The sequence below is a fragment of the Gottfriedia acidiceleris genome (assembly GCF_004138285.1).
GTDB classification, from domain to species: Bacteria; Bacillota; Bacilli; order Bacillales; family Bacillaceae_G; genus Gottfriedia; species Gottfriedia acidiceleris_A.
Genome location: NZ_SCFN01000001.1, coordinates 277,197 through 297,104 on the forward strand (window position 1 = coordinate 277,197; position 19,908 = coordinate 297,104).

Sequence of the window (19,908 nt, forward strand, 5' to 3'; positions counted from 1 at the left end):
AAGAATGTAAAATGGCTGTCAATATTGACAGCCATATTTTACATTCAAAATATTAACATATTATTTTTATAGAGCCTTTATACAAAGAAATTAACTAATTTTTGAAGTTCTTTTGTTAATTTAGTACTTGGATGACTAAGCCATCTTCTTGGAACAATTAGATGCTTGCAATTATTACTATTTAAGTAACTATAAATAATTTGAGCTTCATCGATTTCATCTCGGATTACATCTTTAGAAGATTGATCATTATTATTTTTGAAGTAATCAAGTGAATTTGAATATATTTGTTCAATCAACTGATTAAATGAATCGTCTTCTATATTTATCAATTCACAATGCAATATTTGTGTCCGATGGATAAGAAAATACTTAAATCTGTTGTTTTCTAATTGTTCAATTGTAATAATATTATGATTTTGTTCAGTAAATTCGATTAGTTTTTCTTTATTAGTTAAAGACTTAACCATTTCAATCCAATCTCTGTATTTAGCTGCAGCTTCAAAATCAAATTGTTCAGAAGCTGTTAACATAAGCTTTTCCATTTCTTCAAGCAGACTCATGTCAGTACGATTAAGAAATCGAATAACTTTATCAATGATTATATTGTACTCTTCAAGCGCTGATCCACCTAGACAAACTCCATTACATGTCCCTAACGAATAATTTAAACATGCGCTATTTTTAACTGCTAGATGGCCACAATTTATTTTAAAGCATTCCTTAATGCCAGTAACTGCTCTTTCAACAGTACTTCTACTTGTAAAAGGACCAAATATTAATACATTTTCGCTTTCAATTGGCTCATAGCTGATTTCAAATGAAGGAACTTTTTTATTTAAGTTGATGACTAAGTAAATAAATGATTGCGGACTTTTCATCATACGATTATACATTGGTTTAATTTCTTTAATTAAATGACACTCAAGCATGAAAGCATCGAATTCAGTATCAGTCAATAAATAATCAAAATCCTTTAAATGAGTTACCAGTTTTTTCACTTTTGGTGAATGTCCTTTTGAGTTTTGAAAATAAGATTGAACTCGTTTTTTTAAGCTTTTTGCTTTTCCTACATAAAGGATTTGACCTTTTGAATCCTTCATTAAATAAACGCCAGGGGATAACGGCAGATTTTTTACTTTTTCTTGTAGATTAATAGTAGTTCATCCCTTTTCTTGTAAGTATAATCTCATTTTAACATGAGAAAGGAATTAAAAGTCAGAACAATTATGTGGAATAGCTTTAACAAAACTTTATATAAAAAACATAATTTAAAGTCTTTAATACACGCATAAAATATCGACTAAACGCGTAAAAATTGACTACAGAAGATTTAAAGGAGAAGTGATTTTGATGAAAACGATCTATACGACATCCTCTTTCTCCAATTGGATTCTAGCTTGTATTGTTAATGTATTAATAATTTGGTTATGTAGTTTATTTGCTGATTTAGTTAACTGGAAGTATGCTGACATGGGATTCTTTCTATACTTTGTCATTCTAGTTTTCTATATTATTTGTTTAAAACTGAATGAAGGATTCCCAGCACTTTTTCGGAAATTTGTACTCCGCAAAAAATTCGATTTAGTTAATGTATCTGCTTATGAAGTAACTATTATTCTAGTAGCTATTTTTCATGTAGTAAGAGCGATTGTGATTTATAAAGATGCTCTTGGTAGCGTATTTTGATTCAATTTTAATGACATCCATAAAAAAATGAGGGAATCCTAACAGTCAAACTACTTAGGAGAACCCTCTTTTTTTATATTAAACGTATAAAAGATTTTGAATAAAAAATTCATAAAATCCGCTAATTATGGATCGATTATACCAACTACAATAAAAAAACGCGCCTGAAATATGCCAACTACTGTTCATGACAGGAATTCATCCCATTTTTAAAGATCTATAAACGTACTTCCAAAAATTACCCATATTTCAACGAAGTCCACAAACTTATCAATAATGTACATAATATGTTGTACTTAGATAAGGAGCATAGTTACTGTATAATCTTCATAGGTGATGAAAATGTTTTTAAAAAAAATTACACTTTTGCGTGATGATATTAATTCCTTTAGCCAATATCCGTTTTCAATTCCTTCGATTAAATCTTTAGATGAATTGAACCTAAGAAGTAATGTAACCTTTTTTGTAGGTGAAAATGGTTCTGGAAAGTCTACTTTATTGGAAGCAATTGCTGATAAATGTGATTTTAATACAGCAGGTGGGGGACGTAATAATAATTATGAAGTTTTTGCATCGGAGTCACAGCTTGGAAATTACATAAGACTTTCTTGGTTGCCGAAAATTTCGAATGGATTTTTCTTGCGAGCGGAATCATTTTACAATTTTGCTACTTACTTAGATGAATTAGAGGATCCAGGAAATGAAAAATATGACAGCTATGGCGGACAGTCTCTCCATAATCAATCACATGGGGAATCATTTTTGTCCCTGTTTTTAAATCGATTTAATGAAACGGCAATCTATTTGTTAGATGAGCCTGAAGCAGCGTTGTCTCCAGCTAGGCAATTATCATTTTTAAAAATAATTCATGATTTAGTTGAAAATGAAAATTCGCAGTTCATTATTGCTACGCATTCTCCAATTCTCCTTGGTTATCCAAATGCAGATATTTTAAGCTTTGATCATGGTGAAATTTCTAGAATTGATTATGAAAATACGGATCACTATCAAATTACTAAATATTTTTTACAAAACAGAGAAAAGTTTTTAAGTGATTTGTTACGTGATGATGAGTGAAGCAAAAAAACTCAGTTCAACTAAGTGAAACTGAGTTTTTTGTTATTCTTGCTCTACTAATTCATCAGGTAATATAAATTGCCCATTTTCGTCAGAGTTAAGATCAACAACTTTAAAAACGGCATCTAAATTTAATGGGCCATATATATGAGGAAATAATTGTCCGAAGTTTTCAGTATCTTCATAGACGATTTTTGATTTTGTTATTTCTTCATTGATACACAGTATTTTTAAATCAGTTGCACCTTTAAAGAATAGGTTTGCGATTTCAACAGTTTGTTTGAGGGTTGAACAATGGATAAAGCCCTCGTTGTTTAAACTATCAGGTGAATATTCACCTGAATTATTTGCATTTTGCCAGTCTTTGTTTCCAATAATATGTAAAATCATTTTGGTTCTCCTTTAATAATTAAATAATTACTCAAAGTATAATTTAATTTTTCTTTTCATGTCTTCTTTATTTTCCGCAAATTGTTTGTGTCGATGCCCATTCCCGCCAGATGTATGGGGAAAACCGTATAAAATTGAGTCCGAGTTTAAATAATCATTTGTTGTTAGATAGGTTAAAACTTTTGAAACATTAACTCCTAACGGGATAATGAGGGGATGTTCTAGTCTTATGATTTCTTCCGCAAAGGTATTAACAATATACTTTTTAAGTAGGTCGGTTCTTAAAATATTCGGAATTGAACCATTATAGTTTTTTCCTTTATAAAAAACAGGGTATTTAATAACGGATGTAGTTTGGACTAAATGACTTGCTGTACTAAAAAGTTCGCTAGTTGAATTTAATCCAAGATAATGATGTAATTCTAATTCATCTAACATAGCAATTAAATTTTTTCGCATCGGTCCTTCAAAGCTAGAATTCTTTTTAACTTCAAGTAAAATTTCTTCGTCATTCATCTCTGTATCCTTAAGCCTGATCACAGTAGAATAAGATTGCTTCATTTGATGTAAGCCGGGTGTAATCCCTACTATGATGACTTTAGCTCGCTCATTAATGTACTCAAAAGGAGCATAATAAATTTCTAAATTTTTCTTTTCATCTTTATCTACTAGAAATTTTTCACTTTTTAATGTATTAGTTTCAAGTGAAGGAGATAAAGAAGATATTAACTTTTTATACTTGGTAAATTTTGAATTGGCTAAAATCGCCATATTTTTTCCTCCATCACAACTATTTATTGTTCATTGTAACGAATGTTTGCCATTAAATCCAACGATCCAGGAACTTGCTTTTTAAGTATAAAATAAGTCATTTATGATAAAACTGGATAGCTGATAGTAAGCAGGAAATTTATGAAAGGCTGGAAGATTAAGTGGATTATTCTAATGAACAAAAGAAGCGTTTAAGAAAATTTAATTTACGTTCTTCCGTTCTTCATACTGAAGGAAATTTAATAGAAAACCTTAACATTATTAAAAGAATCTTTCCTACCTCTGATTTAGTAACAAAAGACTTGATAATTCTAGATAAGCAAGCTGTGCTTTGCTATTTGTCTAGTATAGTCGATGAACAAAAAATATCTCAATTTATTAATACAATAAGTTCGAATACAGAAGAAATAGAATTATTCATAACGAATAATACGGTTCGTACTAATCAAATCTTAGAAATTGAAACAGCAATATTGGATGGTAAAAGTATTCTACTAGTAGAAGGCGATCCAGTCGCATTTGTTTATTCAACTGGAAAATTGCCACAAAGAGCATATACACCTCCAAGTATTGATAATTCTTTAAGAGGTTCAAAAATATCCTTTGTTGAAACTGATCAAGCTAATATTGCTTTACTTCGCAGATTTATTAAAAGTCGAGATTTTCAAATTAAGCAAGTTGAAATCGGGAATGAGAATAAAAGTACAGTATCAATTGCGTATATCGATGGATTAGTAGATGAAGATTTACTATCTGGTGTAGAACAAAATATTTCAAAGATAAAACTTGATTCTGTTTTAAATGCAAACCATTTAGGGCAATTAATGGAAAGGAACCCATTTTCGCCTTTTCCTCAATATTTTACAACTGAAAGACCGGATGTTGCAGCTACGACATTACTTGAAGGAAAAGTAGTTTTAATCGTAGACCGATCCTCTGAAGTTATTATATTACCGATTAATTTTGCAATATTTTTTAAAACGATTGATGATTATGCAGCAAGATCGATGGTGGCTTCATTTAACCGTATACTTAGAGTAGTTGCATTTTTTTTAACAATCTTTTTGCCAGGAATCTATATTGCAATTATTTCATTTAATTATGAGATCGTTCCTTTAAAATTACTTCTATCCATCGGGGAATCTAGGGCAAAGGTTCCATTTGACCCGTTATTTGAAGCCATTGTTATGGAGATAACTTTAGAAATGTTAAGAGAAGCAGCTATTAGACTTCCAGCTCCTATTAGTACAACAGTTGGCATTGTAGGTGGGATTGTAATCGGTCAAGCAGCCGTACAAGCAGGAATCGTTAGTAATATTATGGTAATCGTTGTAGCTCTAACTGCTATTTCATCATTTATTATTCCAAACTATGAAATGGCATCTAGTTTACGAGTCATTCGATTTCCAATTATGATTATGGCTTCATTATTTGGTTTAATCGGTTTGATTGTAAGTACAATGATTCTCATGATTCATGGTTTGAGCTTATCTAGCTATAACAAACCCTATACTTTACCATTTTCCCCAATCAATCGTGATGCATTTAAAGATACATTCATAAGAGTACCTTTAAACTATCTTTGGAAAAAACAAAATAAACGTAATGAAGAATGAATGTTAGAAGGGATTCTTCCATGGTTATTACGAAGTCAAAAATTACACAATTTCAATTTATTTTAATGATTTTTGGTATTCAAGTAGGGATTGGAATGTTGTCACTTCCTAGAGAACTAGCTCTAAAAGGAGGTACAAGTAGTTGGATTGCAATTCTTTTTGGGGGGATAATTTCTACTTTTATTAGCATTTTATTTGTTAAATTAAGAGAGAAGGCTCCTAATTTAAATTACATAAGTTTTTTTACTTTTTATCTAGGAAAAATAATTGGATCAATTGTAGTCCTTTTACAAGCTATCTATTTCCTTTATGCTGGGTATCTCGTATTAAGTAGAGCCATCTTATATATTCAATCCTACATTCTTCAAGAAACAAAAGTGTATGTTTTATTAGTGTTATTTCTTTTTCCAACTTACCAGCTGTTAAGAGGTGGAATTCATTTAATTGCGAAATATATAGAAGCAATTTTTCCAATTGCTTTTTTTACTTTATTCATGCTACTTTTCACACTTAAAGATGCTGATCTAAATTTTATTTTACCAATTATTAAGAATGGCTGGATACCGATTTTTAAGACAATTCCATTAACGACAACTTCATTTCTAGGCATTGAGTTAATTCTAGTTTTTTATCCTTATTTAAAGTCGAAGGAAAAGGCAATAAAAGGCGTTATTATTGGAAATGCATTAACAACTTTTACATATATTTTTGTAACAATCATTTGTTTTGTCATTTATAGTCCTTATGAAATCAAAAAGACGTTTGAGCCTGTAATCGATATTTTAAGTATAATGGAATTCCAATATGTTGAGAGATTAGATTTCATTTTATTCTCATTATTTTTAATGATTATATCGAAAACATGGGTTACGTATATTTGGGCCGGCATGAATGGATTATCAGAGGTATTTAAATTTAAACTAAAACCTCTTATCCTTATAATTCTTTTTATCGTAATTCTCATACTTACGTTTATTCAAGTACCCACGTTTACAAATACCTCTATTCATTTACATTATATAATGGTTTCTGGAACATGCATAATAATCGGTATTCCAATCCTCTTATTGGTGGGCGGTTTAATAAAAAATAGATTAAGTAAGGTGAAAATCAATTGAAATATTTTCAAGTATGTTTGCTTAGTATTTTTTTAGTAATCGGCGTTTCAGGTTGCAGAGGGAAAATTAATATAGAAGATGTCACATTATCGATGATTTTAGGAATCGATGTAAATGATGAAAATAAAGTAGAAGTATATATGGCAAGCCCAGTCTTTAGTGAACAAACAAAAGAGAAAACTGAACATTTTAGTGTACAAACCCTTTCAATTAAGGAATCAAGAAATTATTTTGATACTCGAGCTAATGGTGTTACTGGTGGTGGTAAAATTCAAGCAATCGTAATAGGATCAAAGGTTCTTGAACATAAAAATTGGTTTTCAATAATGGATATGTTTTATCGAGATCCAAAGTTTCGATTAAATGCCGATCTTATTTTTGTAGATGGTCCACTTTCAGATGTTTTTAATTTAAAACCAAAGGATAAGCCAGAGTTGCCAATCTATATTCCTCAATTATTACAAACTGCTGATTTTCGAAATGTTGCTTTCAGAACGACTTTACGAATGTTTCATCAAATGTATTATGAGAAGGGAATTACACCTTTTGCACCTGAACTAACAGTACAAGGTGATCATTTAGTAGTTAATGGAACGACATTATTAACAAAAAATAATATGTATAATCGAACCCTATCAATGAATGAAACACAAATGTTTAAAATTTTAAAAGATCATTTAGAAGGGCAATTAGTTATTGCATTGGATCTTAAAAAATTTAAAAGAGATCAAGATGATGTTTTTACTCAAGAAGAAACTAGTTTTTACATTAAAGATGTAAAGCGTAAAATCGATAAAATATATTCAAATGGTCGCTATACCTTTAATGTAAATTTGACAATGCCGATTATGATAACAGAATCCCCAATAGGATTGACGAATGCAACAGAAAAAGTATTAAAAAATGCAATACAAAAAAAGTTACAAAAAGATTTAAATGTTTTAGTCCAATCTTTTCAAAAAGATAAAGTTGATCCAATTGGATTTGGCATACTTGCTCATTCATTTCAATATTCTGATTGGGAAAAAAATGAGAATCATTGGCTTGATACATATCAAAAATCAAATATAAAGGTAAAAGTTAAAATTATTATTATAGATAAAGGAATCACGATGTAAAGATGTAAAATAGAAAACCCACCAAATTTTTATTGGTGGGTTTTCTATTTTAAGCGGCAGCATTTTCAAAATCTATAGCTTTTCTTTGTTTACGGTCATGCAATAAATAGTAAATGACAGTCGTTGACAATACAGCAATTGCAGTTATTACGTACATAATATGGAAAGATGTTTTCGCAGATACAATTCCAAGAATGTAAGAGCCAATCCCCATACCGACATCAAAAAACATAAAAAATGTCGCTGTCGCCATTCCCTTTTTAGCAGGAGCAGCAGTGTTAATCGCTAATGTTTGAAAACTAGGTACGATTGAGCCATAGCCTAGACCGATTAATGCAGCGGAAAATAAAAAGATTGTTGGTACAGTTGAAAAACTCAATACAACTAGACCAATCGTAAATAAAATGATCCCAGGGTAAACGATTATGTTTGCTCCTTTACGATCAAATAGTTTACCAGTGAAAGGTCTTGATCCTAAAATGAAAACTGCATAAACAATAAAAAAGAAACTAGCAACATCTACAAAACCTAAATTCTTTGCGTATAATGTGATAAATGAAATGATACCACTGTAACCAAAAGAGATAATTGCTGAAGTAATTGAGATTGGTAATGCTGAACGCTCAATTAATTGTGATGGTTTAATTCGAGTTTTTGCTTTTAATGTTTGTTTAGGAATCGCAATGAATAGACCGAAAATAAGTGATAGAATTGCGAAGAAACCACAAACAAAAAACAAAATATGGAAGGTGAAATGATTCATTAAATTAATACCAAGATAAGGACCAAAAACCATTGCAAGGATCATGGATGAACTATAATAACTCATACCTTCGCCCCTACGTGTTACAGGAACTATTTCAGCAACTATAGTACCGGTTGCAGTTGTTCCTAGACCGAAAACAATCCCTTGTGCAAAACGCAATAATAGTAATAATGCAAAATTATTTATAAAAGGATATAAAAATGTTGTTAATGTAAAGAAAACTAATGAAATGATTAGTATTTTTCTGCGACCAATTGTATCAAGCCAGATGCCTGCAAAAGGACGAATTGCAACTGAGGCGATTAGAAACGATGTTACTACAAGACCAACTTTACTATCCTCTTGGCCTAAATTATCAATCACAAAAATCGGCAATGTCGCCATCAACGTATAAAATACTAAAAACACAAAAAATCCACTTAAGCTTACACTTAGAAAATCCTTTGTCCATAAACGCTCGTTTTTCAAACTTATTCCCCCTGTTTAGTAACCTCCGACGCTTTCATATTGTTCATCATTTTTTGAAAAACTTGAAGTGCAATATCAAGCTCTTCATCGGGTATATCTTTAATAACATCATTCTCAAATGAGATGATTTGCTCTTTCCAACTATCAAATTGATTTATAGCTTTATCAGTTAGATGAATCATTTTTTCTCTTTTGTCCGTTCCTTCTTTACGAACAATTAAGTCTAAAGTTTCCATTCTACGTAGTGTACGTGTCAGTGTAGGTGGCTCAATATTCAAATTTGAACAAATTGTTCGTTGAGTACACGGTCCATGTAAATGGATATAATGAATCACGGACCATTGTGCCAAGTACAATCCAGTAGGAACGAGATGCTCATTAAATGATTTCGAAAACTGACGTGTAGTTTGATTTAATAAAAAAAAGAAAGGCTGCTTTTTGCGCATAAAAAAAGTCTCCTCAAAAAATTAGTTAGCTAGCTAATTAAAATAGTTGTCTAGCTAATTATATTTGAACAAATTGTGAATGTCCAGTGAATGAACTTAATTTAGTATAAATTGAGCATAAGAGCAAATATTAAATATAGAAAAATTTTACAAAACAGTTAGGACGGTATTTGAGATGGCAGAAGCAATACATTCAACAAATGTAAAATCTCATAAAATGAAGATTTTACAAAGAACAATCGCTATGCTAGTAGGTTCCTTACTTGTAGCGACAGGTCTTGAAATATTTTTAGTTCCAAATGATGTTATCGATGGCGGAATAACAGGTATTTCGATTATGGTTTCCCATCTTACAGGGCTTCCTCTTGGCGTATTTCTTTTTATATTAAACCTACCATTTTTTTATTTAGGCTATAAGCAAATAGGGAAAACTTTCGCCATTTCGACGATACTTGGTATCACTGTTCTTTCCTATTTAACAAGTATGTTTCATCATATCCCTGCTTTTACAGAAGATATATTACTTGCAACGATATTTGGAGGAATGGTTTTAGGGGTCGGAGTAGGATTAGCCATTCGATTTGGTGGAGCACTAGACGGGATTGAAATTCTAGCTATCATTATTAATAGTAAGATTCCTTTTTCCGTTGGTGAAATCATTATGGTTTTCAACTTATTTATTTTAGGAGCTGCTGGATTCATTTTTTCTTGGGATCGTGCAATGTACTCAATTATTGCATATTTAGTCGCATTTAAAACAATTGATATCGTAGTTGAAGGATTAGAACAATCAAAATCAGCATGGATCATTAGTGACAAAAGTGATGATATTGGGGAAGCAATTCTTTTTAGAATGGGTCGTGGTGTTACATATATAAATGGTACTGGAGCATACTCAGGTGAAACTACAAAAGTTATCTATTGTGTTATCACTCGATTAGAAGAAGCAGAATTAAAAACAATTGTTGATGACATTGACCCAACTGCCTTTTTAGCAATTTCAGATATTGCAGAAGTACGTGGTGGAAGATTTAAAAAGAAAAATGTACATTAGGATTATGGTCAACAAAAGCATTGAAATATGGAGGAAGGTTCAGGAATGTTGGACCTTCTTTCCTTTTATTCTCTTGCTATTTGCTGTATTATTTAATTGATAACTGAAAATTTAGAAAACTATTTTTTTGTAGATAATTTGATAGATTAGAAGTCTTAAAAGGAGGGAGAAGTTAGATGGAGAAGTTCGATGTGATTGTTGTTGGAGCAGGATTGGCTGGTTTAGTTGCAACTGCTGAGATGGCTGATGCTGGGAAAAGTGTATTGTTATTAGACCAGGAACCAAAAGCATCAATAGGTGGTCAGGCTTGGTGGTCATTTGGTGGGTTATTTTTAGTAGATTCTCCTGAGCAACGTAGGTTAGGAATTAAGGATTCGAGGGAATTAGCTTGGCAGGATTGGCTTGGAACAGCAGGATTTGATCGAGAAGATGATGAGGATTATTGGGGAAAGAAATGGGCAGAAGCATATGTCGAGTTTGCATCAGGCGAGAAGAGGCAATGGCTTTATGACATGGGGGTGAGATTTTTTCCAATCGTCGGTTGGGCTGAACGTGGAGGTTATCTTGCCGAAGGACATGGGAATTCAGTGCCTCGATTTCACGTAGTATGGGGTACAGGTCCTGGAATTGTTGCTCCTTTCGAGCGGAGAGTTCGCGAGCATATGAAAAAAGGTTTAGTTGAATTCAGGTCCCGTCATCGTGTAGATCAACTATTAACACAAGATGGAGCTGTAGTTGGAGTAAGTGGTTCTTTATTAGAACCAAGTAAATCAGAGCGAGGAGAGGATAGCTCTCGTGAAGTAATTGGTGACTTTCAATATGGGGCAAAGGCTGTTTTAGTATCAAGTGGAGGTATTGGAGCGAACTTTGATTTAATACGCCAAAATTGGCCAAGTCGACTAGGTACCCCGCCGAAAAGGATGATATCTGGAGTACCAGCACATGTTGATGGTCGAATGCTTGCCATTACTGAAAATGCCGGTGGTCGAATTGTTAATCGTGATCGAATGTGGCACTATACTGAAGGGATAAAAAATTGGAATCCGGTATGGAGCAATCATGGAATCCGTATTCTTCCTGGACCTTCATCAATTTGGTTAGATGCACGTGGACAACGCTTTTCTGCACCAAATTTTCCTGGTTTTGATACTTTAGGTACATTACAAGCCATTCAACAAACTGGTTATGATTACTCTTGGTTTATTTTAACGAAAAAAATTATTCAAAAAGAGTTTGCACTTTCTGGATCGGAACAAAATCCTGATTTAACTGGAAAAAGCATAAAACAAGTGATGAAAAGGGCAACTTCAGGAATACCAGCACCTGTAAAAGCTTTTATGGAAAAAGGAGAGGACTTTGTCGTTGCAGACACGTTAGAAGAGCTTGTTGAAGGCATGAATAAGATAACCGGGGAAAATTTACTAAACTATGATAAAATCGAACGTCAACTGATCGCCCGTGATCGAGAGATGGATAATAAATTTACGAAAGATTTACAAATCACTGCCTTAAGAGGAGCGCGAAATTATATTGGTGATAAATTAATTCGTGTTGCATCTCCTCATAAAATTTTAGACCCAAAAAACGGTCCGTTAATTGCTGTTCGTTTAAATATTGTAAGTCGTAAAACACTTGGTGGACTTCAAACAAATTTAGATGGTAATGTATTAAATTCTTCGGGTGATGCAATTCCTGGACTATATGCAGCAGGTGAAGTTGCTGGATTCGGAGGCGGCGGTGTACACGGTTATCGTGCAATGGAAGGAACATTTTTAGGTGGTTGTTTATTTTCGGGTAGACAAGCAGGAAGAGCGATTAGTAGAGAATTAGATTAAACTATTGGAGAACTCTCGGTCATTAACTCAAATAGTAATAATGATACATTGATTAAGGTAGGGAAAAGCAAGAGGTTTAATTAGGCTTCTTGTTTTTCCTTATTTTTTTTCTATTGTTGACTTAAACCATAGTTTAAGTCGTATTATATTTTTGTCGGCAATAAATGATATATTTTGGGGGTATTCCAATGAAATATTGCTCAATTAGTGAAGCTGCAGCAAAGTTCAATATTTCTGAATCAACGTTACGTTATAATGAAAAAAAAGGATTATTACCATTGATTGAGCGTGATAAAGCAGGTAGAAGACCATCTATTTCAACAGTATAATTGATGAAAATAAAAAATGGGCAAATTCGTTAATTCGAATTTGTCCTTTTGTTGCTTTGTATTGGCTTTACATTATTCCTTATTCCAAACAACAGTATAGCCTGTTCAATGAAAGGGTACGAATAAAAAGGGTACTGGAAAATTGAACAAGCTATAGACTTTGGAAAAGGAGTGAGTGTGTAATGGATAAAATGAAGAATTCAGTCGGTTTCGATACACATGCTGGAATGGCCCAAAAAACAGTTGGGCAGTTTTTGTTTGATTGCTTGAAGCTAGAGGGCATTACAGAAATTTTCGGCGTCGCAGGGGACTATAATTTTTCACTACTTGATACGTTGGAGCGATATAACGGAATCCAGTTTATAGAAGGACGGAACGAACTAAACGCGGGTTATGCTTCAGATGGTTACGCAAGAATCAAGGGGATTTCTGCTCTTATTACTACGTTTGGAGTTGGGGAGTTGAATGCATGTAATCCGATAGCTGGAGCCTATAGTGAACACGTTCCGATAATCCACATTGTTGGTTCGCCGAAAGAAAAAGATCAAAAAGAGCACAAGCTGATGCACCACACTCTAATGGATGGGGATTTTAATAGATTTCGTAATATGTATAAACAGATAACTGCTTATAGTGCGGTACTCACACCTGAAAACGCCATGATTGAAATTCCAGCTGCTATTCGCATTGCAAAAGAAAAGAAACAGCCTGTTTACCTCGTTGTGGCTGATGATTTAGTGGATCAGCCGATTATGGAGCGGATAGAGCCAATACCACAACTAAAAACGTCAAACTTAAAATCTCTTCGGGCTGCGGCAGATCATGTCCGTCAGCTGCTAGAAGGTGCAAAGCGGCCGGTTATCCTAGTGGATGTAAAAACCATACGTTTTGGCCTTCAGGCTGCAGTTCTCCAACTGGCAGATGCTATGAATATTCCTGTTGCGTCCATGATGTTCGGTAAAGGGGCATTCGATGAAACCCATCCTAATTATATCGGAATGTACTTAGGCTCGTTTGGATGTTCTGAAGTCCAAAGTACGGTAGAAAATGCAGACTGTATCATTGCAATTGGCTTGGTATTGGCGGACACCAACACAGCGAATTTTACCGCAAAACTGAATTCAATGGTGACCATCAATATCCAATATGACCTAGTCAAGATTGCTGAGGCGGTATATCCGAACGTTTTTGCTACGGACATGCTTCAAGCAGTACAAAGTGTGGATTATAAAGGCCAAGAATTGCTCAAACAAGTTTCATTTCCATACAATCAATACATTGAAAGTACTGATGAACCAATTAAGGCGGTCGGCTATTATCCACTTTTTCAACGTATGCTGGAAAAGAACGACATTTTGATCGTCGAGATTGGTACACTCTACAATGGCATGGCAGAGGTGAAACTGCCTAGTAATGTTACATATATTGGACAAGGAGGTTGGGGGTCCATCGGATATGCAACCCCCTCGACGTTCGGTGCCTGTATCGCAGCCCCAGAACGTCGGGTGTTGCTGTTTACCGGAGATGGCTCACTACAGCTAACTGCACAAGAAATCAGCTCTATGCTCTATTATGGCTGTAAACCAATAATTTTCGTCTTAAACAATGATGGTTATACCATCGAAAAATATTTAAATGTTAAAACCAAAAATCAAAAATACAACAAAATTCCTAGGTGGTCTTACACTAAATTAGCTGAAGCCTTTGGAGGCAATGCGTTTACTGCTATTGTTCGTACCTATGGAGAGCTTGAACAGGCAATAAACCAAGCTGATATTGAATGTTCCGAAAGACTCTGTATTATCGAAATGATTTCCGAAGACCCATTGGACGCACCAGAAAATATGAAAAAGATGTACAAGTATTTGGAGAAACAGGCAAAGCAACGCAGCCAAAAATAGTCAGTATAAACAAAAAAAGTTGGAATCAATTAAAACGATGATCCCAACTTTTTTTGATTGTCATTGCTCTATATTTCTTATTACCATTTGTTCAACATACCGAGTGAAGAAAACCTTATTCTGCTAATTGTAGCATGTAGAAATTTATTTTGATTTTTCTCTTGACTTGAAATCCATTTCATAAATTAGATTGAAAGTAAGCGGACTTTCAACGAAATGTGAAAAAGATGAACTAAAAAAATTATTTTCAACACGATGAACATCCATTGTTGGAAATCTTTAAAGATTTGTTTTTAACTTATAAAAGATACAATAAACTATTAAATATGGAAAAATCTTTTTGGTTTGAAGGGGAAAAGAAAGATATTGAACTCTTTGTAGGAGAACACAGGATTACGATAAGATGGCCATGCAGTGGAAGCAAACTTTACTCTATAAACGGTTTTTAAGAAATTTTAATGTAAATGGGTAAAATTCCTTGAAAATTTTAATCTAGGTTGGAGGTGTAAGATGACAAATATTAACGATATTGCAAGATTAGCAGGTGTATCCGTCTCTACTGTTTCTAGAGTACTTAATAATTATAAATATGTTGCTAGTGATAAACGAGAGGCTGTTCTTAAAGTCATTGAAGAAATGAACTACACACCTAATAAAAATGCAATTGATTTAATACGAGGAGAAACAAGGGCAATAGGTGTTATTCTTCCATATAACAACAATCCAGCATTTGATCAAATATTAAACGGTATACTGAACAAGGCATTAGAGAAAGATTTTTTGATAACGGTACTTCCTTCAAATTATAGTAAAGAAAAAGAAGTGGAGTATTTGCAAAAATTAAAAAGCAAGCTGTATGATGGCATCATTATCACTTCACGAGCAAATGATTGGGAAACAATTATTCCGTTTAGCGAATATGGTTCAATCGTTGCTTGTGAATATACACAACACAAGGAAATTGGCTGTTCCTATATGGACCGCTATTCTTCGTATCTAGATACCTTCCAACTATTAAAAAACAAAGGGCATGATGTGGTAGCCTTCACAACTGCTAGGCTAGAAAGCAATAGCACGAATCAAATGATTGATGCTTATACTGAAATATTTGGTGAACTTCAACCTGAATACCATCTATCAGAATGTCATTGCTTAGAAGACGGATATGAAGCAGCAAAGAAATTCCTGCATTTACAAAAAAAGCCAACCGCTATCTATGCAAATGGGGATGAAGTGGCTGGTGGAATGTATTTATACGCAAAGTCGCAACAATTGAAAATCCCTACTGATTTAGCAATCATTGGTCAAGAAAATCAACCAATTGGTATCGGCATGGGAATTTCTACAGTGGATCACCAATTAACGAAAGTCGGTGAACAGGCTTGTAGCCTTGTAATAAAGAAATCTAGAGAAAAAGTAAAAATATCTTATCGCATTGTGGAAAGAGATTCTATTTAAAGCATAATCAAAGATAAAAAAAATAGAGAAAAATGTGGGGAAAGAAAATGAGTAAAAAATTTATTGTTTTTGACATTGATGGTACATTACTAACGACAGAAATGAAGTTTTTAGATAGTACGAAACAAGCTTTGGCTTCTCTTAAAGAAAATGGACATGAAATCGTAATCGCGACAGGAAGAGACTACACTTCTGCAATATCCATTGTCGACGAACTCGAAATTGATACGTATGTTTTATGCAATGGGTCAGTAGGGTATGTCCTTCATGAAATAGCTCATGAGGAAATATTTTCAAAAGAATCTATTATGAAACTAATTAAAATTGCGATGGAAAACAATGACCAGATTGTGTTCCAGACATTGAAAGGGGTAAAAAGACATTTTGAAGAACCAGGAGAGTCATTAACTAATGCCTATGAAAGTCTAGGATTGATTATCCCTGACTATGATGAAATGTATTGGAAAGAAAATTCCATTATTCAAGCTATGCTTTTTTGCAAGACTGAAGATCTTCACAAATATGATATCAACGAATTCCGATATGTGAGTTGGCACCAATTTGGCTCAGATGTCATCCCTAAAGAAGGTTCGAAAGCAAAAACTATATTGAAAATTGCTAAAGAAAACGGATTTAAGCAAGAAGATATCGTCTTTTTCGGAGATGGAATGAATGACATAGAACTAATGGAACTTTCAGGAATTGGCGTTGCAATGGGAAATGCTGAAACTGCGGTTAAAGAGAAAGCCAATCTAATCACAGATAGTTGCAATGAACATGGAATTTATAATGCTCTTAAGAAAATGTTATTAATCTAATACTTGAAAGAATTAAATCAACGTTGAAAATAGGGACCACTTTGTGAACTCGACTTTAATATTGATAATACTCAAATTTATAATGTCTTAATGTATGATAATTTTGGATAATCGAATAATAAGCTTCAGTTAGCTCTTTATCTGGAGGACAAATATGAAGCGCACTTTTAAAGTAATTGGAATATGTTTACTTTTAATGATCATAGTTGGTATTGGATCGATATTTCTATCCCCAAGACCTGTAACGTGGATTTTGAAAAAGTCTTTTGCCGGTGGTATGGAAGTAGAGGCAGCTAATTATGGTATAGCAAAACAAAAAACAACAATGGATACTGATATTGAGTATTCATCAAAATATAAAAGCAGTACGTTTGATTTGATTAAATATAAAGGTGACTTGAAATATGTCCCCACCATTTTTTGGATACATGGTGGTGCTTTTGTAGCGGGAGATAAAAATGATGTTCGGAAATATGCTACATATATAGCGAGTCATGGGTATAATGTAGTGAATATAAATTACCCTTTATCTCCGAGTGTTGCTTATCCAATACCTTTACAACAAATTGATCAAGCATACCGATTTGTCAAAAAAAAATGCTAGTAAATATGGACTGGATTTAAATAATATATATATAGCTGGAGATTCAGCTGGAGCTCAGCTTACGGCTCAATACGTCAGTATTCAAATGAATAAAAACTATTCAAATACAGCTAAATTAGGTCAAAGTATCGATCCAAATACAATTCGTGGTGCGATTCTTTTTTGTGGTCCTTATGATATGAAAGAAGTTCAGACACACGCTTCATCAAGGTTGAATAAATTTGTATTTAAGCGTGTTGGTTGGGCCTATTTTGGAAAATACAAGTGGGAAGATGAAAAGATGACAAAGGAATCATCCCTCTTAAGAAACGTACCAGAAAAATTTGTTTCAACATTTATAACTGACGGAAATACAGGTTCCTTTGAATCACAAGGTAAAAAATTTGCAACAATACTAGAAAAAAGAACAGGTGTTAAACAAGTCTTTTATAGTAAATCAGAAGGGAAATTAGGTCATGAATACCAGTTCCAGATGAATACGAAGGCTGCTCAAAATACATTTAATGAATTACTCAACTTCTTGAATGGTACGAAAGTTTCTCAATAAATAAGCGATGGAATTTATAAAGTTTAAAGTAAAAGAGATTTTAATTTTTTTAAGTCTCTTTTTTTTATGTTCTGTGTATTTCTAGGATCATTATCAACTAGGAAGAACGAGGGGGTTGCTGCTTCCATTAAAATCACAAAGAAAAGCCTCATAAGTACTTATACTTATGAGGCAATGTAATTTTATTTTACACCAACTGCATCAAATGCATTATTAACAGTTGTTACTTCAGCAGAACTTGCACCATATAGGTCAGCAGCAGATTGTACAAGTGCTGCACGAGCTTGACTAAATGTTGCTGAAGAAGTTAAGTAAACTGTATTTGCTCGATAGAAAATTTTAGCTAGTTTATCATTACCGATGCCTGTTACAGATACACCGTAATGTGTTCCACCTACTGCAATTAAGTAAGCAGCTTTATTGATAATACTGCTATTTGTATGAACGCCTCCATTATCAGAAGTTCCAGTGTAACGTTTTGAGTAGTGATCTGGATCACCATATTTAGTTGGATCACTCATTGAACGAAGTGAGTCACCAGCAATACCTGGTGTGTAGATATCCTCACCAATCTCGTAATCTGGATTGTTATTATTATAGAACTCAATAACAGTTCCAAAAATATCCGAAATAGCTTCGTTTAATGCACCAGATTCATTTTGATAAATTAAGTTCGAACTTCTTTCTGTAACAGCGTGAGTTAGCTCATGCGCTACTACGTCAAGTCCACCTGATAAGTAAGTGAATGTTGATCCATCACCATCACCATAAACCATTTGAGAACCGTTCCAAAATGCGTTGTTATAACTACGGCTATAATGGACAGTTGATTTTAAAGCAGCACCATTACCATCATATGAATTACGTCCAAAAACAGTTTTATAATAGTCAAATGTTTTTCCAGCATAATAATGAGCATCAACTGCTGCAGCTTCACTTGTGCTATTTAGTAGTGTGTCAGAGCTTGTCCAAAGCGTACCAGGAAGAGTAGTACGATTAGCCCCATTATATGTGAAAATACCGTTTCCTCTAGTATTGTCTTGTAAATAATATGTTGAACCAGATTGAGTCATATTTATTGTTTTTGTATCACCAAGTACACCTTTTCCTGTTGCAGTAACATTTGTACCAGTAACTGTTGGTTTAGCAACTGATGCTCCAACAGATTTACTAGCAGCATGGATACTGTCCATTGTATCAATACTATTGTATTTATTTAAAATTTTTCCTGTTGAAGCTTCAATGAAATAATTATAGTTTCCAGGTTTTGGAGATAGGAAGTTTAAGTTTACTAGATAAGCATACGTTGCATCATCACCATTTGTATAAACTACTAGTTGAGCTGTAGGGTCTTTTTCATAGTTAGGAGTATATCCGAGGTCTGCTTCTGCGATTTTGATAGATTTATTAGCGTTAACTTTTTTAGTAGATTTTAACCCTTTTTTAGTTTCTAAGTTTGGAATTACAGTACCAGAGAAAACTGATAGAACACCATTATCTCCAACTACTGCCGTTTGAGTTGATCCCCATACAGGAACACCGTTATAAACTTGTTGTAGATGAAGTGCGGTACCATAAGTATCTTTTTTGCTTGACTGAACTGTGAATGATTCTTCTGAAGACTTCGAACCGAGTTTGAACTTATCCTTGTTAGCATTTACATAAGAATATACAACGCTCTTTGCACTCTTAGCTGATGGTTTTGTCAGCTGTCCTGAAACGAACTCAGGTGATCCCACCGATTTGTTGTACTTGTATTTAGACAATACATTTTTTGGTGCAGCATATGTATTAGTTACTGATAAACTACTTGCCGCCAAACCTACAGATAATCCAACCGCTAAAACTTTTTTGTTCATTAAAAATTCCTCCCCTTGGTTAACAATGTGGTATTGAGGAATTC

General features: G+C 33.4%; 18 protein-coding genes and 1 pseudogene. 13 read left to right on the top strand and 6 right to left on the bottom strand.

The features are described 5' to 3' along the window. Nucleotides 1-77: 77 nt before the first annotated feature. Entirely contained in the window at nt 78-1,157 is a 1,080-nt protein-coding gene (locus tag EP747_RS01315; RefSeq protein WP_165346854.1) for a GIY-YIG nuclease family protein, read from the bottom strand. A gap of 193 nt (nt 1,158-1,350) precedes the next feature. Between EP747_RS01315 and EP747_RS01320 the strand changes: the two genes are divergently transcribed. Both EP747_RS01320 and EP747_RS01325 read left to right on the top strand, forming a co-directional pair. Further along, nucleotides 1,351-1,689, top strand: a complete 339-nt coding sequence (locus EP747_RS01320; protein ID WP_129688177.1) for a hypothetical protein — start codon at nt 1,351-1,353, stop codon at nt 1,687-1,689. Nucleotides 1,690-2,031: 342 nt separating this feature from the next. Beyond that, nucleotides 2,032-2,766 (top strand): AAA family ATPase, encoded by a 735-nt coding sequence (locus tag EP747_RS01325; protein ID WP_129688178.1) that lies wholly within the window; start codon nt 2,032-2,034, stop codon nt 2,764-2,766. A gap of 42 nt (nt 2,767-2,808) precedes the next feature. On the opposite strand, the gene EP747_RS01330 is transcribed toward EP747_RS01325, so the two are convergent. After that, nucleotides 2,809-3,156, bottom strand: a complete 348-nt coding sequence (locus EP747_RS01330; protein ID WP_129688179.1) for a DUF952 domain-containing protein — start codon at nt 3,154-3,156, stop codon at nt 2,809-2,811. Between the two features lie 27 nt (nt 3,157-3,183). Continuing rightward, nucleotides 3,184-3,927, bottom strand: coding sequence for a hypothetical protein (locus tag EP747_RS01335; RefSeq protein WP_129688180.1), 744 nt, complete (start codon nt 3,925-3,927; stop codon nt 3,184-3,186). Nucleotides 3,928-4,088: 161 nt separating this feature from the next. On the opposite strand from EP747_RS01335, the gene EP747_RS01340 reads away from it, so the two are divergent. Genes EP747_RS01340 through EP747_RS01350 form a run of 3 tightly spaced genes read left to right on the top strand, consistent with a single transcriptional unit; the run spans nt 4,089 to nt 7,779 of the window. After that, on the top strand, nt 4,089-5,543 hold the full coding sequence (locus EP747_RS01340; protein WP_129688181.1) for a spore germination protein: 1,455 nt from the start codon (nt 4,089-4,091) through the stop codon (nt 5,541-5,543). Nucleotides 5,544-5,563: 20 nt separating this feature from the next. Next, a complete protein-coding gene (locus EP747_RS01345) occupies nt 5,564-6,661 on the top strand; it encodes a GerAB/ArcD/ProY family transporter (protein WP_165346766.1) in 1,098 nt (365 codons plus the stop codon). Next, entirely contained in the window at nt 6,658-7,779 is a 1,122-nt protein-coding gene (locus EP747_RS01350) for a Ger(x)C family spore germination protein (protein ID WP_129688183.1), read from the top strand. The genes EP747_RS01345 and EP747_RS01350 overlap by 4 nt, the downstream gene beginning before the upstream one ends. Nucleotides 7,780-7,828: 49 nt before the next feature. Here EP747_RS01350 and EP747_RS01355 read toward each other — a convergent pair whose 3' ends face one another. Further along, nucleotides 7,829-9,013 (bottom strand): MFS transporter, encoded by a 1,185-nt coding sequence (locus tag EP747_RS01355; RefSeq protein WP_129688184.1) that lies wholly within the window; start codon nt 9,011-9,013, stop codon nt 7,829-7,831. A gap of 2 nt (nt 9,014-9,015) precedes the next feature. Then, nucleotides 9,016-9,459, bottom strand: coding sequence for a MarR family winged helix-turn-helix transcriptional regulator (locus EP747_RS01360; protein ID WP_129688185.1), 444 nt, complete (start codon nt 9,457-9,459; stop codon nt 9,016-9,018). A 175-nt stretch (nt 9,460-9,634) separates the two neighbouring features. On the opposite strand from EP747_RS01360, the gene EP747_RS01365 reads away from it, so the two are divergent. From EP747_RS01365 to EP747_RS01400, 8 genes and pseudogenes are all read left to right on the top strand, one after another. Beyond that, a complete protein-coding gene (locus tag EP747_RS01365; RefSeq protein WP_129688186.1) occupies nt 9,635-10,513 on the top strand; it encodes a YitT family protein in 879 nt (292 codons plus the stop codon). A gap of 176 nt (nt 10,514-10,689) precedes the next feature. After that, complete coding sequence (locus EP747_RS01370) at nt 10,690-12,348, top strand: FAD-binding dehydrogenase (RefSeq protein ID WP_129688187.1); 1,659 nt, start codon at nt 10,690-10,692, stop codon at nt 12,346-12,348. Between the two features lie 188 nt (nt 12,349-12,536). Beyond that, nucleotides 12,537-12,656, top strand: a pseudogene (locus EP747_RS01375) (MerR family DNA-binding transcriptional regulator); the annotation flags it as partial. 203 nt (nt 12,657-12,859) lie between these two features. Next, complete coding sequence (locus EP747_RS01380; RefSeq protein WP_129688188.1) at nt 12,860-14,578, top strand: alpha-keto acid decarboxylase family protein; 1,719 nt, start codon at nt 12,860-12,862, stop codon at nt 14,576-14,578. Between the two features lie 510 nt (nt 14,579-15,088). Further along, a complete protein-coding gene (locus tag EP747_RS01385; RefSeq protein WP_129688189.1) occupies nt 15,089-16,036 on the top strand; it encodes a LacI family DNA-binding transcriptional regulator in 948 nt (315 codons plus the stop codon). A gap of 47 nt (nt 16,037-16,083) precedes the next feature. Then, a complete protein-coding gene (locus EP747_RS01390; RefSeq protein WP_129688190.1) occupies nt 16,084-16,854 on the top strand; it encodes a Cof-type HAD-IIB family hydrolase in 771 nt (256 codons plus the stop codon). Nucleotides 16,855-17,008: 154 nt separating this feature from the next. Beyond that, nucleotides 17,009-17,458, top strand: a complete 450-nt coding sequence (locus EP747_RS01395) for an alpha/beta hydrolase (RefSeq protein WP_129688191.1) — start codon at nt 17,009-17,011, stop codon at nt 17,456-17,458. Next, the gene (locus tag EP747_RS01400) at nt 17,439-18,005 is read left to right on the top strand and encodes an alpha/beta hydrolase (RefSeq protein WP_165346768.1); all 567 of its coding nucleotides are present in this window, start codon (nt 17,439-17,441) and stop codon (nt 18,003-18,005) included. The genes EP747_RS01395 and EP747_RS01400 overlap by 20 nt, the downstream gene beginning before the upstream one ends. A gap of 182 nt (nt 18,006-18,187) precedes the next feature. On the opposite strand, the gene EP747_RS01405 is transcribed toward EP747_RS01400, so the two are convergent. Beyond that, nucleotides 18,188-19,864, bottom strand: coding sequence for a M4 family metallopeptidase (locus EP747_RS01405; RefSeq protein ID WP_129688193.1), 1,677 nt, complete (start codon nt 19,862-19,864; stop codon nt 18,188-18,190). Between the last annotated feature and the right edge of the window lie 44 nt (nt 19,865-19,908).